This window comes from Butyrivibrio sp. VCB2006 (assembly GCF_000420945.1).
In the GTDB taxonomy this organism is placed as follows: domain Bacteria; phylum Bacillota; class Clostridia; order Lachnospirales; family Lachnospiraceae; genus Butyrivibrio.
Genome location: NZ_ATVX01000006.1, coordinates 247,118 through 262,657 on the forward strand (window position 1 = coordinate 247,118; position 15,540 = coordinate 262,657).

11 protein-coding genes and 1 other annotated feature are annotated in these 15,540 nt (G+C 40.1%); all 11 genes read right to left on the reverse strand.

From position 1 onward, the window contains the following. Nucleotides 1–3: 3 nt before the first annotated feature. The 11 genes from G613_RS0108340 to G613_RS0108390 all read right to left on the reverse strand — a co-directional run bounded on the left by G613_RS0108340 (nucleotide 4) and on the right by G613_RS0108390 (nucleotide 15,509). Complete coding sequence (locus G613_RS0108340; RefSeq protein WP_029232234.1) at nucleotides 4–834, reverse strand: purine-nucleoside phosphorylase; 831 nt, start codon at nucleotides 832–834, stop codon at nucleotides 4–6. Nucleotides 835–958: 124 nt separating this feature from the next. Next, nucleotides 959–2,980 carry a serine hydrolase domain-containing protein gene (locus tag G613_RS0108345; RefSeq protein ID WP_029232235.1) on the reverse strand — a complete coding sequence of 674 codons (2,022 nt, stop codon included), beginning with the start codon at nucleotides 2,978–2,980 and terminating at the stop codon, nucleotides 959–961. Nucleotides 2,981–3,035: 55 nt separating this feature from the next. After that, the gene (locus G613_RS0108350; protein ID WP_029232236.1) at nucleotides 3,036–4,958 is read right to left on the reverse strand and encodes a heavy metal translocating P-type ATPase; all 1,923 of its coding nucleotides are present in this window, start codon (nucleotides 4,956–4,958) and stop codon (nucleotides 3,036–3,038) included. A gap of 125 nt (nucleotides 4,959–5,083) precedes the next feature. Continuing rightward, nucleotides 5,084–5,299: a cation transporter gene (locus G613_RS0108355; protein WP_029232237.1), complete on the reverse strand. Its 216-nt coding sequence runs from the start codon at nucleotides 5,297–5,299 to the stop codon at nucleotides 5,084–5,086. Nucleotides 5,300–5,335: 36 nt separating this feature from the next. Beyond that, nucleotides 5,336–5,695, reverse strand: coding sequence for an ArsR/SmtB family transcription factor (locus G613_RS0108360; RefSeq protein ID WP_029232238.1), 360 nt, complete (start codon nucleotides 5,693–5,695; stop codon nucleotides 5,336–5,338). Between the two features lie 194 nt (nucleotides 5,696–5,889). Next, entirely contained in the window at nucleotides 5,890–7,110 is a 1,221-nt protein-coding gene (gene tyrS / locus G613_RS0108365) for a tyrosine--tRNA ligase (protein ID WP_029232239.1), read from the reverse strand. A gap of 78 nt (nucleotides 7,111–7,188) precedes the next feature. Then, nucleotides 7,189–7,450: a binding site (T-box leader), on the reverse strand. Nucleotides 7,451–7,523: 73 nt separating this feature from the next. After that, on the reverse strand, nucleotides 7,524–8,531 hold the full coding sequence (locus G613_RS0108370) for a hypothetical protein (RefSeq protein ID WP_029232240.1): 1,008 nt from the start codon (nucleotides 8,529–8,531) through the stop codon (nucleotides 7,524–7,526). Nucleotides 8,532–8,660: 129 nt separating this feature from the next. Continuing rightward, complete coding sequence (locus G613_RS0108375; protein WP_029232241.1) at nucleotides 8,661–8,867, reverse strand: hypothetical protein; 207 nt, start codon at nucleotides 8,865–8,867, stop codon at nucleotides 8,661–8,663. Between the two features lie 126 nt (nucleotides 8,868–8,993). Further along, complete coding sequence (locus tag G613_RS0108380) at nucleotides 8,994–10,196, reverse strand: BMP family ABC transporter substrate-binding protein (protein ID WP_029232242.1); 1,203 nt, start codon at nucleotides 10,194–10,196, stop codon at nucleotides 8,994–8,996. After that, the gene (locus tag G613_RS0108385) at nucleotides 10,193–13,867 is read right to left on the reverse strand and encodes an HD domain-containing phosphohydrolase (protein ID WP_029232243.1); all 3,675 of its coding nucleotides are present in this window, start codon (nucleotides 13,865–13,867) and stop codon (nucleotides 10,193–10,195) included. Before G613_RS0108385 ends, G613_RS0108380 begins: the two co-directional genes overlap by 4 nt. Before the next feature lie 229 nt (nucleotides 13,868–14,096). Further along, nucleotides 14,097–15,509 carry an IS1182 family transposase gene (locus G613_RS0108390; RefSeq protein WP_155828052.1) on the reverse strand — a complete coding sequence of 471 codons (1,413 nt, stop codon included), beginning with the start codon at nucleotides 15,507–15,509 and terminating at the stop codon, nucleotides 14,097–14,099. Nucleotides 15,510–15,540 lie beyond the last annotated feature (31 nt).

Here is a 15,540-nt window from a genome sequence, read left to right on the forward strand (position 1 = left end):
AAATTAAAGTGCAAATCCCTTAATAGACTCAGTAACAAGCTTAGTAAACAGAGGTGCTACCTTATCAGCAGCTTCCTGAACCTCTTCATGGCAAAGTGGCTGCTCACTGATTCCGGCAGCAAGATTACTGATACAGGAAACTCCGCAGATTCTCATTCCCATATGGTTAGCTGCAATTGCCTCGATAACAGTACTCATACCTACTGCAGATACTCCAAGTTTGCCAAGAAGTCTGATCTCAGCAGGGCTCTCAAATGAAGGTCCTGTAAGCTGGCAATATACACCTTCCTTAAGGTCAATGCCCTCGGCTTTTGCAGCCTTCCTTATAACTTCCTGAAGATCCTTGTCGTAAACTTCTGACATATCAGCAAAACGAGGTCCAAGTTCATCCACGTTAGGTCCGATAAGCGGATTAGGAGCAAAGATAGAAACGTGATCTGTAATAAGCATAAGATCACCTGCCTTAAAGCCTTCTCCAAGTCCACCTGCAGCATTAGTAAGGAAAAGAATCTTAGCGCCAAGCATCTTCATAAGTCTTGCAGGAAGAACGGCGTCAGTAACATCATAACCCTCATAGAAGTGAACTCTTCCCTTCATGCATACAACCTTAACATCTCCAACATATCCAAAAATAAACTTTCCTGCGTGTCCAGGAACTGTTGAAACAGGAAATCCCGGGATATCGCTGTAGCTAATCTCAGTCTCAATCTTGATATTATCTGCATAATTACCAAGTCCTGAACCAAGAACAAGGGCCACATCAGGAACGAAATCAGTCTTTTCTCTGACAGCTCTTACGCAGTCTTCAAGTTTCTCATAAATTGCATTTGACATAAAAAACACCTCACATCTGTATTATTCTAGGTAAATTAGTAACTAATTAAATGGATGCACTTTTCTGTAATATAAAAAGCACTCCATGAGTAATAATACCATACTTCATGGAGTGTTTCATACATCAATCAATATCCGTTTCTATATTTTCAATTTCTTCAGAGGAAGGTCTCTTCGCATCATCACCTTCTGCATCCTCAATGCCAAGCAGCACAGGTTCAGAAAGCACACCACTTATTGTGGGCTGAATCGTATTATTAACAGCGTGCTCAACCGCCTCCTTAAGACCTCCTTTAAAGATCTTGCTGACAACCTTTCCCTGCATTCCGGAAAGAGCATCAGGAGCCATACTCTTCATAGTTGCAATAAGCATGGCAGTTCCCGGAGTCTCCGAAAGTCTCACCTCAATTTTAGAAGGTACACTAGGGTGTATGAAGGTTCCTTTTCTATCCTCCCTATCTGACGCATCATCGTAAAAGATAATGTTCATCGTACGAAGGCATGCTTCTTCAAGGAAATTGATATCATTTCTTATAACCAGCCTGTTATATTCATCCGTAACACAATATGACGCAAGAGACGCTTCATAAACTTCTCCGTGCATGTTGATCCTGCTGGTATATCTTTTGCCTCCAAAGCCGCATCTTAGGCTGTGAACTTCCATTCCCTCATAGATATCAATGTAAAAAGAATTATCATCACAGAGTCTAAAGCCTATTTTATTAATTCCATCAGTAAAATTATTATGGACAACCTGCATCATAATAGGCATTAGGCCAACGCCTTTTTGCTCAATGTCATAAACTTTACCATCTAGTTTGCTGAGCCACTGGTGAATAAGATGATTTTCTTTTCTTACGTTAAAAGATCTGACCTCTGACTTAAAAGCTGCTCTCTTGTCGCCAAAGCTTGCAGTTCTGACTCTTGTTCCTCCGGTAGTCATCCTGACAGATTTATTTTTCCAGCCACCTGAATAAATGGTCGGGAAATTATTATTTCTGCCACTTACCGACTTACAGATAGCTTTTAAAGAGTTCAAAGTAGCAAAATTCTCAGGAAGAGGATCATCCTGAACCTTTAAGTCATTTTTCATGGCTTCTCTTATCATCACAGCCATCCTGCTTGTCTGGAAAATATCGCTGTTTCCGGCATTTGTAGCCACAACCATATCCACATCAGGATAGATAAAAACGTTTTGTCCCAGCATACCGTTATAGGCAAAGGATCCGGGTCTGTCATCGTTGATCCAAAGCTGATAGCCGTAATGAGAATTATCACCTTTTCCCGTCTCAATCTGCCAACTGGTTGACTCTTCTACCCACTTCTTTGAAACAATCTGCTTGCCATCCCACATTCCATCCTGAAGATAGAGCTGTCCAAGCTTAGCCATGTCCTCGATACGAATAAAGAGTCCCCATCCGCCCTTAGTAATACTCTGAGGACAACTTTCCCAAAAGACCCTCTGAATACCCATAGGCACAAAAATCTTTTCCTTGCAGTATTCAAAGGCAGACTTACCGGTTTTCTCCGTGATTATTGCAGACAGCATATAGGTGTTCATGCTGTTATATTCAAACTGCGCTCCGGGATCAAACTTAAATCCGGATTCCAAAAAGCTCTTTCTCCAATCATTTCCGCTTATGGCACCGGCTTCATAGAATTCAACTCCGCTACTCATATTGAGAAGGTTTTTGACTGTTATACTCTTTTTGAAAAAGCCAAGGGGATTCATTCTGGAACTGAAGATATCACTAAGTTTATCCTCAAGTGTCAGCTTACCCTCGTCAATCAAAATTCCTATAGCCATTCCGATAATGCTCTTGCACATGGAATAAGAAACATGCCAGGTATCCATGTCATAGGGCTCAAAAGCACATTCCGCAATAACATTTCCATGTCTAAGCGCCATGAATTTGTGGATATTGCACTCTTTGTTCTCGGAAAGGTTTCTGATAAGGTCAACAAAAAAAGCAGAACTTACGCCCTGAGATTCCGGTGACCTTCTTGGAAGCCTGCTTTCCCCTATAACAGTGTCATGAGAAAAAACAGGTTTCTGCGGATGATAGTCGACCTTGCTGATTTCGCCGGTTTCCCTGGCAACCAGCTTCATTAAAAGCTCTCCAACGTCTAGTTCTGCTCTTGCCATTATTCATTTACCCCCGAAGGATCAAGTCTTCCAATATTCAGGCAAACCCTAAATATCACTTTTTTTCATATTTAAGCGCCCTCATGGAGTTAAGTATAGCGATAACTGCCACTCCTACATCACCAAATACTGCAAGCCACATAGTAGTAAGTCCAAGGGCTCCAAGTACTAAAATGATCAGTTTTACCGAAAGGGCAAATACGATGTTTTCTTTTACAATTCTCATAGTCTTGCGGGCGATTTCTACTACAGAAGCGATCTTGGAAATATCATCATCCATGATAACAACATCTGCAGCTTCGATAGCAGCATCACTGCCAAGTGATCCCATCGCAATACCTACGTCAGCTCTCATAAGAACCGGGGCATCGTTGATTCCATCCCCTACAAATGCAAGCTTATTCTCATTATCTAATGAAGATAATAATTTTTCAACCCTGCTAACCTTGTCAGCCGGTAAAAGCTCAGCAATTACCTGATCTACACCGACCTTTTCGGCAACATCCTTAGCAGCCTTTTCTCTATCACCGGTAAGCATAACAGTATTCTTGACGCCGCATTTCTTAAGGGCTGAAATTGCCTCTTTTGCAGTATCTTTTATGACATCGGATATGATAACCGCACCAAGGTATTTGCCATCAAGTGCCACATACACTATGGTTCCTGCAGATTCAACCTCGGTAAAAGAAATACCGTAATCAGTAAGAAGTTTACTATTACCAAGAAGCAGTTCTTTTCCCTGATATACAGAAGAAATTCCGTGGCCTGAAACTTCTTTGGTCTGAGTTTCGTCTATGAGGCCTGAATCAATTGTGTTATTTGCATCACTGCTGCTTTCGAAATCACCACTTGCGTATGAATTGCAGATGGATTTAGCTATAGGATGATTAGATAAAGACTCGCCGTGAGCCGCTATCTTAAGAACCTCTGCCTTATCAAGTCCTAAGGCGGGATCTACAACCACTTCAGTAACTTTAAACTCACCCTTTGTAATAGTTCCTGTCTTGTCAAATACAACAGTACTAATCTTGGAAACAGACTCCAGGTAGTTACTGCCCTTAACCAATACACCAAGTTTGGAAGAAGCTCCAATTCCTCCGAAGAAACCTAGAGGAACAGATATGACAAGCGCACAAGGGCACGAAACAATGAGGAAGATACATGCTCTTCTAATGCTGTCAGCCCATGGGAGAAACCCACAGACAGCAGGAATAACTGCAAGTAAAAGAGCTCCGATAGTCACAACAGGTGTATATACTCTTGCAAATCTTGTAATGAAGTTCTCCATCCTGGATTTCTTGTTGCTGGCATTTTCTACAAGCTCAAGAATCTTGGAAACAGTAGAATCTTCATAGGCTTTCTCAACACGAACCTTGAGAATTCCCTCACCGTTAACACAACCGCTGATAACACTGTCATCAGGCTTAACTTTTCTTGGAACTGACTCGCCTGTAAGTGCTGCCGTATCAACAAAGCTCTCGCCTTCTACCACAACGGCATCTACAGGTATTTTCTCTCCGGCTCTTACAAGGAGCATATCTCCAACACTTACTTCTTCAGGATCAACCTCAGATACGTTGCCCTCTAAATCAATAAGGTTAGCTGACTCCGGCGCAATACTCATAAGTTCTGTTATGGACTGTCTTGACTTTCCGACAGCTACGCTCTGGAATAATTCACCAATCTGGTAAAAAAGCATTACTGCCAAAGCTTCTGAGTATTCCTGAATTCCAAATGCACCAAAGGTTGCAATCATCATAAGGAAGTTCTCATCAAAGACCTGTCCATGACTGATGTTGATAAAGGCCTTTTTAAGTACGTCATATCCGATGATAAAGTAAGGAATCAGGTAAATAATTCCGGTCACAAACCAAGGAAGTGGTTCAAAAACACCCACTTTATCAATTATTAAAAGTGCAAAAAATAAAACAAGCACTACTATTATTCTGTTTCGCATTTTCTTTTGTTTCTTAGTCATAATTATGTCCTCGCATATATATCATTAAACAATCATTTATCAAACACATGTCGATAAATAAGCTTGTCTTCATATAAGAAAAGTCCATGACTTTTCATCATAGACTTTTTTAATATTAGAATAAATTAAGCTTCAATTTCGCAGTCAGGTTCTACCTTCTTGCATGCCTTAACTGCCTGCTGGAATACTGAATCAAAAACATCATCAGCAGCCTCAAGAATAAATTTCTGAGTCATAAAATTAACTCTGGCGTTTATTACACCATCAATCTTCTTAACTGCTTCTTCCATCTTAGCTGCACAGTTAGCGCAATCAACTTCACATTTAAATGTCTTCTTCATAATCTATATCTCCTTATCTCATAATATAATAATTTATCATTCCTCAATGTGGTTGAGTCCCTGATCAATGATCGTTCTAACATGCTCATCAGCAAGGAAATAAATAATTGATTTTCCTTCGCGTCTATTTCCAACGAGCTTACTCTGTTTCAGAATCTTGAGCTGATGAGAAATAGCTGACTGAGTCATCTCTAATGTTTCTGCTATGTCGCACACACACATTTCAGATTCAAATAATGCAAATAGAATCTTAATTCTGGTGGAATCGCCAAAGACCTTGAAAAGTTCAGCTAAATCATAAAGTTCATCTTCATCCGGCATCTGCGTCTTAGTTTTAAGTACCACATTACTATGGGTGCAAAACTCATCGCAAAGCTCAACATCATTCATTGCCATAGATTTATCTCCTTAAAGATTAAACATATGAATATCTGTTCATATGTTTAATTTATACCATGATTTCATTATTGTCAACACCTAAAGATAAAAAACTTATAATAAAAAGCCCCCGGATAGCATAACCGAATTGCAAAACACAGTTATTCCAGCCGGAGGCCAAATTTATATTTAATCTATATAGTTATTACAGATTAGAATGTTACCTTCTTGTATGACTTCTTACCCTTACGAACCATAACGCCATCAGCAAATGCGTCCTTAGTGTATGTTGTCTTAACATCTGTAACCTTTTCCTCATTGAAGGTTACGCCGCCCTGCTCTACTGCACGACGAGCCTCGCTTCTTGTTGCACAAAGGCCTGCAGATACAAGAACCTGAAGAATATCGATAACGCCGTCTCTGAAGTCCTCTTCCTTAAGAGCCGTAGCAGGAACATTTGACATATCTCCGCCACCTGCAAAAAGAGCTCTTGCAGCATCCTGAGCCTTCTGTGCCTCCTCTTTACCATGAACGAGGGCTGTAAGCTCAAATGCAAGGATTTCTTTCTTCTCATTGATTCTGGAATCATCCCACTTCTCCATCTCAAGGATTTCTTCGATAGGGATAAATGTAAGCATCTTGATGCACTTATCAACGTCAGCATCTCCTACGTTTCTCCAGTACTGGTAGAAGTCGAAAGGTGAAGTCTTGTTAGGATCGAGCCATACAGCGTTTCCTGCTGTCTTACCCATCTTCTTGCCCTGAGAGTCTGTAAGAAGTGTGATTGTCATAGCGTGTGCATCCTTACCAAGCTTACGACGGATAAGCTCTGTACCACCAAGCATGTTGCTCCACTGATCGTCACCGCCAAACTCAAGGTTACAGTTGTACTTCTGGAACATGTAATAGAAGTCGTAGGACTGCATGATCATGTAGTTAAACTCAAGGAATGAAAGTCCCTTCTCCATACGCTGCTTGTAGCACTCTGCACGAAGCATATTGTTAACAGAGAAGCATGCACCAACCTCACGAAGAAGTTCAATGTAGTTAAGGTTCATAAGCCAGTCAGCGTTGTTAACCATCATAGCCTTGCCTTCACCGAAATCGATGAATTTCTCCATCTGCTTCTTGAAGCATTCTGCGTTGTGATCGATGTCTTCTCTTGTAAGCATCTTTCTCATATCAGTTCTGCCTGAAGGATCACCGATCATTGTTGTACCACCGCCAATAAGAGCGATTGGCTTGTTACCGGCCATCTGAAGTCTCTTCATAAGTGTAAGAGCCATAAAGTGGCCTGCTGTAAGAGAGTCAGCTGTGCAGTCGAAACCAATATAGAAAGTAGCCTTTCCTGTATTAACCAGTTCTCTTATCTGCTCTTCGTCTGTTACCTGGGCAATAAGTCCTCTTGCCTTAAGTTCTTCAAAAATCTGCATAAAGCACCTCCAAAAATAATTGCTGATTGCTACAGACCATTTGGAATAAAAAAAGTCCTTCACAATCATTTTTAGATTGTGAAGGACGAATAATTCGTGTTACCACCTTCATTCGCACACAGCTCACACTATGCGCCTCAGCAAGTACGGCCATCATATAAATAAATTGGCGATACTCTTTTGATATAACGGTCAATCCCGTCAAAGCCTAATAAAGAAACCTGTTCAGCCTTGCAGCTCACGGAGGTATTCATCATCGCCCTTAACCTACGCCTCTCACCAACCGGCAATTCTCTGTTGTCAGCCTGCGATTCTTACTTGATCCGATCATAGCCTTTTCAATATAAAGAAATTGTAGTTAACCCATTAAAAAAAGTCAACCTTTATTTAAAAAATATACTACAAGTATAATATCACGCCAAATATCTGATAACAAAGGCAATAAAATACATCAACAGTACCGCAGCTACGCCATAAAGCAGATATTTAATCCTGCTATGATCAATCTTGGTAGGATTATTAAGTCTGTTTTCATCAGCTACAAATGCAGGATAATTGTCGGGTCTATCAACCGGTACAAAGCCGTCCCTAATAGCCTTTCCATACCAGGTAGTTCCAGCCTTGGCATTTACAAATTCAGAAAACGTATTTATGTACTTAAGGTCATTACACTCTTTAGCCGCCTGATAAAGATAGAAATGTCTTTTTACTTCATCAAGAGGTCTTTCATAGGCGCTTCCAAAAAGCTGATATATCTTTTCAATCTCATGATTCTTATAGTAATTTGCGTAATTACCATAATTCTTAATATCTATATAAGCTTTTAGAAGATAGCTTTTCTTGGAAGCCTTGGGATAAAGAATGTCAGCATCATTTAGACACTTTATCACCTCATCCATATCCATATAATAAAGCGCAATAAGCTGTTTTAAATGAAGTGCCAGGATCATATCCTCTGCTGTAGTACATGAGTTTTGCATAAGACTCAGCATCTTCGATGCCCTTGTAATATCTCCCAGATAGTACAAGCCAATGCCCATATTGTAATGAATCTTGCTCCAGAGAACCTGCTTTTTAAGCATCATCGGCAATAAGTTCATATATCGTGCCAACCCTTTATCAGGATAACATTCTCTGAAAAGATACATATTTATTTCCTTATGGAGATTTTTTCTCTGCTTAAGATAGGCAAGTGTCACCACAAGAACTGCTATGGTAATTATCAAAGTCAAGAAATCATTAGACTTAAAAAAAGAATCCTTAGTCAAAAAGTAAAACAGTTCACCAAATAATACTACATAAAAAACATTTCTTGTATTTCTGAATTTGGTGGCACAATTCTTGGTAAACTCTTCTTCCCCTTTAAACTGATCCCTATCAACAATCTCAAGAATTTTCTCATACTCTTCTTTATTAGTCATTATTATTCCCTCCAACAACGAACTCTATATATGATACAACACACCCACAAGATTTGTCCCAAATTTTATTCAAAAAATAAGGACCAAGATATAGGCTTCGTCCTCATCTTAGTCCTAATTCACAACTATTTAGTTTTCAATACTATAAACATAACACGCCATAGTGCTAATAACAGGATATTTTGTTACCTGCTCTTTCTTTTTGGCTTTTGTAATTGTCGGAATCCTATTGTATACGTCAACCATTGCAGGTAGTGTATTATACTGACTTCCACCTGAAATCTTTCCTAACTCTCTTGCCTTAAGAATACTCATTCCCATCATCATTGCAGTCATTTTTTTATTCTCCTCACTCATAAATAATTTGATGTTTTTGTTTCATCTGTTTATTTATACGAGTAATAAAAAAATGTGGCAATAAAATTTCAAAATAATAATATTTCTTTGTCTCACAATTTCATTTCACTGCTCATCTTCCACTATAGTAATGATATCAGAGATAATATAGTGAAACAACGGATACGAAGTATTCTCGTTCTCAACATAGCCATCAACAAGATTATAGGTATCCTCTGGGTTATCTGGATCTGTCCCTATATAGTTACCCTTAAAAACAAAGTCCACTTTGCCTCGTTTTAGCATATTAATGGCTTTATCCATGGCACCCTGAGTTCCGGGGGCCGCAACCTGAAGATTTAAGTCATCCATCTCAACCCAGCCATAATTAAAACCGGCAGAAGTATCTGAACCATTTTTATTTCCTTGTACAATGTCTTCAATATCCTTATTGTTTATAACTGCTTTAACTGCAGCCAATATATATGGCTCCCAACATATTCTTGAAGTTACAAGGGAAGATGCCGGGGCTACTTCCGACATGCTTTGGTTATATCCTACAAAATAGACAGGTCTTTTTTCCGACGTTTCCTCACAGGCTATGGCTGGACCGATAGTATCTGTATGCTGCGAAATAATAACACAGCCTTTATCTATAAGGTCCATAGCTGCTGCTTTTTCCTGAGCGTAGCTACTCCAGGTATTGGTATAGCATACGCTCATAGTCGCACTTGGAACAACTGAGCGGACTCCAAGAATAAAGGCAGTATATCCGGATATGACTTCTGATGTAGGGAAAGCTGCAACAAAACCAACCAGTGCCTGGTCCTGAGTTATAATTTCTTCAGAGATCATCTGTTTTATCTTAAGTCCTGCTGCTATTCCGCTTACGTACCTTCCCTGATAAGCTTCGCCCTTGAATGTATGATAGTTTTCAGGAACCAATACGCCATTCATATCCATGTAGGAAGTCTGGCAGAACTGAGTACCAGGATATTGAGGAGCAAGCTTAACAACCATATCGCTATATCCATTAAAGAAAATTATATCGCAGCCTTTCTCTGCAAGATTGCGAAGAGGCTCTTCCATCTCATCATCAAGAACGTTACTGCAAGTGAGAATATCAACTTTATCGCCATATTCTTTTTCTATAGCGTCCTTAGCAAGAGAAAAGTTATAGGTATAGGGAGTGCTCTCGTCATTATCATAAATAAAGCCCACAGTCAGATGCTCTTTACCACCGGTAAGGTTTAACAACCTGAAACAGGCAAGAGAAAGCACAAGAACCAAAAGACAAGTTATAGCAGTAGTTATGTATAATCTCTTCATGACTCCGCTCCTTTCTCTTCCTTAGAAGATTCTTTTATGTCTTCCTTCATCTGATTTTCCTGGATCTTCTTATCCTCTTCCACGCGTCTTGTAAGCTCATCCTGAGTACCCTGATCCATCTTCTGAAGCTCTGCAGTCTTTTCAGCATAGATCTTATCAAGATCAATTACGCCTTTTCCAACAAGTCGTATAAATGCATCTGCTGCGTCAGGATCAAATTGAGTGCCTCGGCCTCTGATGATCTCATTCATAACGTAGCTGGTATCCATATGATTACGGTATACACGATTGGAAGTCATGGCATCAAAAGCATCTGCCACTCCGATAATTCGTCCAAACAGAGGAATTTCTTTGCCCTTAAGGCCATCAGGATATCCTTTTCCATCGTATCTCTCATGGTGATATCTGGTTCCATCCTCAACATGATCTACCAAGGTGAAATCCTTGAGAATATCTCCGCCTCTGACTACGTGGGACTTCATCTGTCCGTACTCTTCATCGGTAAGTCGTCCGACCTTATTAAGTACACTGTCAGGTACTCCAATCTTACCAATATCATGCATTTGAGCCGCTTTTTTAAGGCTGGATAGAGCTCTCTTTTTCTCCCACCACTTAAAGCAGTTCATTTCCTCGGCTATAAGTACCGAATACTCAGCCACTCGTTGGGAGTGCTCGTGAGTACGCACGTCTTTTGCATCGACGGCGTTTGCTATGGCCATTACCGTCTCATTAGCCATGTTAAGCTTGATCTGCTGCTGATTTATCTGTCTTTGTACAACAAGCCAGGTGAACCACACCAGAATAAGACATAAAAGAATAAGCATGTAGAACAAAAAGGCTTTATTCTCATAGATTTCTCCAACTTTTACGATATCAAACTTGCGCTCTTCCAGAACTTTTTCACCTGCACTGTCAAAGATGGCCAGATGGAAAGTATAGGTACCTGCGGGAAGGTTAATATAGATGATATTATTTAGATTGTTCTGAGGAACAATGGTCCACTGAGTATCATAACCTTCAAGTAAATAACCTACATTTGGTTCCTGAATAGTGTAATTTAATATCTCGGGGCTCATTTCAACACGGCTTATTCCTCTGCCAACGGTAATTGCACCCTTTCGGGCAATAGGCTGCTGAACACCATCAAGTTTAAGTGATGCAATCTGCATTCTGTATGACCTTACATCACTATTGTATTTGTCAACATCAATCAAATAAACACCGGTATCACAAGGAAGAAGCAGTTCACCATTGCCGTTATAGTAGTTCCAGGAGTTAGCTGTAAGAGACGTTCCAAGACCTCTTCTAGCATCCAGAAGCTCCCAGGCAATCTCTCCACCTTCAACAAGCTCATCTCTTTCTACAACGTAGATTCCGGCACTGGACATTACAAATAGCGTATCCTCATCCTTAACCCAAATATCATAGTTGTTGAAATAGGGGAATTTTTCCAAAACTTTTATAGTACCATTCTCATCCAGGTAGCAAAGGCTGTTACTGGTAACGATAAATACGCCCTCTGACTTAGGGTCTTTTACCGTACGAAGTATAACACTACTGCTAAGACCATCCTCACGGGTAAGCATTTCAGATACCTTGCCATCCTTAAGCACAGCAATTCCGTCTCCGTCAGTTCCTGCAAGAATAGTTCCGTCACTTCTTTCCGTAAGTGTAAGAATCATGGAATTAATCGTATCTTCATCATTTTGGATAGTCTTGATAACCTTATGATCCTTAATATAACTAATTCCGGAATCTCCGGCTGCAAGTATTGTTCCATCGGAAAGACCTGTAACTACTCTAGCTCTGTTTCCAAAGCTTCCTGTATCTGCATTATAAAACCAGGATTTACCGTTAGGTGCGTATTCAATAAGTCCTGAACCATAGGTACATACCCACAGATGATCATCACCATCCACATACATACACCTTATACGTTTATCTTCAAGTTCTGTCGTTAACTCATTATTAACCTGTCTATGGCAGGTTTTATCAACTATATCCAGGCCCTTATCAGTACCGATATAGTAATTTCCACGCCAGGAAACAATTGTGTTAACTACTTTTCTCTCCATGCCGATAGCTCCATAGATATCTCTGAATGGAGATTTAGCCAAACGAAGAAGCCCTAATCTTGAGGATGTAAACCAAAGGTTTCCCTGATAGTCATAGAGCATATTGTCGATGGAATTATTAAATTCATTGGTATTAAGAAGGTTATAGCCAACCTTGTTTACATAGGCTACGCCGCTATCTGATGTAATAAACATCGTTTCATCGTCAATGAAAGTCAGATCAGTAATGCAGTCAAGGCCCTCACAGGTCATTACATCAGTTTGAATAAGGCCATCACCGGAAACGTCATAGCTGAAAATATGGTCCTTGGAAGAACCGGCCATAAGAGTTCCGTCTGGAGCAAAAGCGCAGCAGTTAAAGACTTCATCAGCCTGTCTTGGTTTTAAATTGGATTTAATCTTTCCGTTTTTCAGAAGGAAAAGATGTCCGTCAGAAGCTATAGCTGCGACATGACCATTATTATCGGCTGCAATGCTGTCGGCATAATAAACCTCTTCCAGAGTATCAACTACTTTAAGGCCATTATTCATGGCGATGATCTGCATACTTCCGGAAGTACCAATGTAATAGTATCCATCGGTAGCACGAATGATTGAACGCACAGAATCAGAAGAAAGTCCGCTTTTCTCATCAAGTACATTTACTACTTTTTCTCTGATAGCAATAGATAAGCCATTGTCGTTGGTACCAATCCACAATCGCCCCTCTTCATCCACATAGAGGCAGTTTACGTTTTTTACAGAGTCATAGTCATCAACCCAGCGGAATTCTCTGCCATTATACCTGTACAAACCGGCATATGTACCAATCCAGAGGATACCATCATTGGTCTGGGCTATGTCATTGGCTTCACCGCAAGGAAGACCGTTATTACTGCTGTAAATAGTCTGTACATAATCGTTATAATCAGGAGCATCTGCGTCAGTTGAACCTGAGGCTTTAGCATTTATGAAAAGGCACATGGAAAGGCCTATAGAAAGACAAAGTACAATTGCTGTTTTTGCTGCCGTCTTTGCTGCACTTCCATGATGCATTTTTTTATCTTCTTCCTGTTCTCTTCTCCATCTTTTTACCTTAATAATCATGTAAACGAGGAAAACAGTTATGATCTTATCAACAAATTCAAGAGCAAGCTGTCCCAAAACAGTGCATATAAACGGAGGCCAATCCCTATCCAAAAGGAAGTCCACAACTCCGTTGCCCCATTTATTTCCTGTATAACCATTATCAAATAGAATATTCACCGGTACAGAAACTACCAGTGCTGCAAGAATTGCAAAAGATGCAGCTTTCATAAAGCCGTAATACCTATCGAACCATCTTTTCTTAACTGCGTAGCCTATTATAAGAGCAATAACTATGCTGGTTATGGAATAAGCCGCAGAAAGCGAATTGATAGCACTATAGGACAAATTTCCCGTGACTCCGACTATGGCACCGCATATAGGTCCGGCAGCATAAGCGCACAAAGCAGTACCGAAGCTGTCAGCCCATAAAGGAAGTTCAAAGTAATTAGATGTAAGCCTTCCGACCACATTAAGGCACACACAGGCTGCAATAAACAGAGCAATTTGCCATGTTTTCCAGTTCTTCATATGATGAATATCCCCCTATCATATATACAACCACGTAAGAATTCGACAAATTTCTAATGTTATTTCATTAATACTATTTTATAATTCTTAACGAAATATAAAAAGCCCACATAGTAATTATGTGGACTTTCAGACCGAAGACAAAGTGGCTTTGAGAACGCTGTTCTCAAAGCCATTTTTTAACATTATAGACTGCTTTTTATAATAAGCGTGTTAGAAAGAGCCTTTATCAGGCCATTTCTAACCGCCATTCATGCTTGATCTTTGCCAGTTTTTTCAGATTCATACACGCAAAGGTAAGCGCCGCTTTCATCTCCATCCGCGCCTTACCATACATCTGAGTATATCTGAATCCGTGATTCTCCTTGGCTGTTCCAAAAATCCTCTCGATTGTTTCTTTTCTGTGGGAATACAGATCCTTCATTCCCTCGGTGTATCTTATATCCTCGCATTCTTCCATGTAGTCTTCCCATATATGTCTGGTTACCAGCTTTACATGGTTCTTGCTAAGTGTGCACTGTTCAAGGTATGGACAGCTTTCACATGTTGCTCCACAGCTCTTGTATTCCCTATATCCATCACGATTAGTTGTCGCATACTTCAATACCTGATTGTTAGGACATATATAGCAGTCGTTGTATTCATCGTAAGCATAATCACTTTTCTTAAAGAAGCCTTTCTTAGTCATTGGTCTCTTGTAGGGAAGAAGCGGTTTGATGCCATCATCAAGTAACATCTTTGCTATAGCGGGTGTCTTATATCCTGCGTCAGCAACAATTGTCTCAACACCGATATCCTTTATCTTGTCGTAAAGACCTTTAAAAGTACGACTGTCATGCTCATTTCCTGGATTTACTGTGAAATCAAGTATCCATCCGTTCTTATCGCAAGCTGTTTCAATACCATAAGCAAAAACATTCTTGTGCTCACCTTTTCTGAACCATCCGCTTTCCGGATCAGTAGTGCTGCATCTTACCTTCTTTGTATCTTTAGGAGTGTCATCGGTGTAATCACTGAAGTCATCGTGCCCACCAGCACCTTTATCGTTATCATCATCTTTATCTTTCAGTGGTTTCTTGCCGTGTTCAGCCCTGTCTTCATTTATCTCTTTTCGGAGCATTTCCTCATAGAAAAGAGCTTCCTGCTTGGCAAGCTTGTGCTGCATCTTTCTGTTGTTGGCTCTTGCCTTAACATGGGTGGCATCAACAAACACAGCGGTAGGATCAACAAGTTTAAAGCGATAACAGTCTTCAAGTATGCGTTGAAAGATCTGTTCAAACAGATCGGTATCCTTAAAACGTCTGGTGTAGTTCTTTCCAAATGTTGTGAAATGTGGGACTGGTTCATTGAGTTCAAGACCAAGGAACCATCTGTATGCAACGTTTACCTCGATTTCCTTGATGGTCTGGCGCATACTTTTTATTCCGTATAAGTATTGAATGAATGGAATTTTAATAAGAGTGACAGGATCCATGCTTGGCCTGCCCATGTCAGGAGAATACTTATCTTCAACAAGGTCATAGATGAATGACCAGTCAATTGCCTTATCAATAAGCCTGAGCATATGGTCCTGCGGAACAAGGTCATCCATGCTCACAAACTGCATCTGTTCACGTTTTCTTTCTGTATTCGAAGTCATCATAAGTGCGATCCCCATCCCCAACTTTGATACT

What these genes read in the sequence shown, in the direction of transcription:
- G613_RS0108340 (WP_029232234.1), bottom strand. Translation starts at nt 834, where the DNA reads ATGTCAAATGCAATTTATGAGAAACTTGAAGACTGCGTAAGAGCTGTC.
- G613_RS0108345 (WP_029232235.1), bottom strand. Translation starts at nt 2,980, where the DNA reads ATGGCAAGAGCAGAACTAGACGTTGGAGAGCTTTTAATGAAGCTGGTT.
- G613_RS0108350 (WP_029232236.1), bottom strand. Translation starts at nt 4,958, where the DNA reads ATGACTAAGAAACAAAAGAAAATGCGAAACAGAATAATAGTAGTGCTT.
- G613_RS0108355 (WP_029232237.1), bottom strand. Translation starts at nt 5,299, where the DNA reads ATGAAGAAGACATTTAAATGTGAAGTTGATTGCGCTAACTGTGCAGCT.
- G613_RS0108360 (WP_029232238.1), bottom strand. Translation starts at nt 5,695, where the DNA reads ATGGCAATGAATGATGTTGAGCTTTGCGATGAGTTTTGCACCCATAGT.
- tyrS (WP_029232239.1), bottom strand. Translation starts at nt 7,110, where the DNA reads ATGCAGATTTTTGAAGAACTTAAGGCAAGAGGACTTATTGCCCAGGTA.
- G613_RS0108370 (WP_029232240.1), bottom strand. Translation starts at nt 8,531, where the DNA reads ATGACTAATAAAGAAGAGTATGAGAAAATTCTTGAGATTGTTGATAGG.
- G613_RS0108375 (WP_029232241.1), bottom strand. Translation starts at nt 8,867, where the DNA reads ATGACTGCAATGATGATGGGAATGAGTATTCTTAAGGCAAGAGAGTTA.
- G613_RS0108380 (WP_029232242.1), bottom strand. Translation starts at nt 10,196, where the DNA reads ATGAAGAGATTATACATAACTACTGCTATAACTTGTCTTTTGGTTCTT.
- G613_RS0108385 (WP_029232243.1), bottom strand. Translation starts at nt 13,867, where the DNA reads ATGAAGAACTGGAAAACATGGCAAATTGCTCTGTTTATTGCAGCCTGT.
- G613_RS0108390 (WP_155828052.1), bottom strand. Translation starts at nt 15,509, where the DNA reads ATGATGACTTCGAATACAGAAAGAAAACGTGAACAGATGCAGTTTGTG.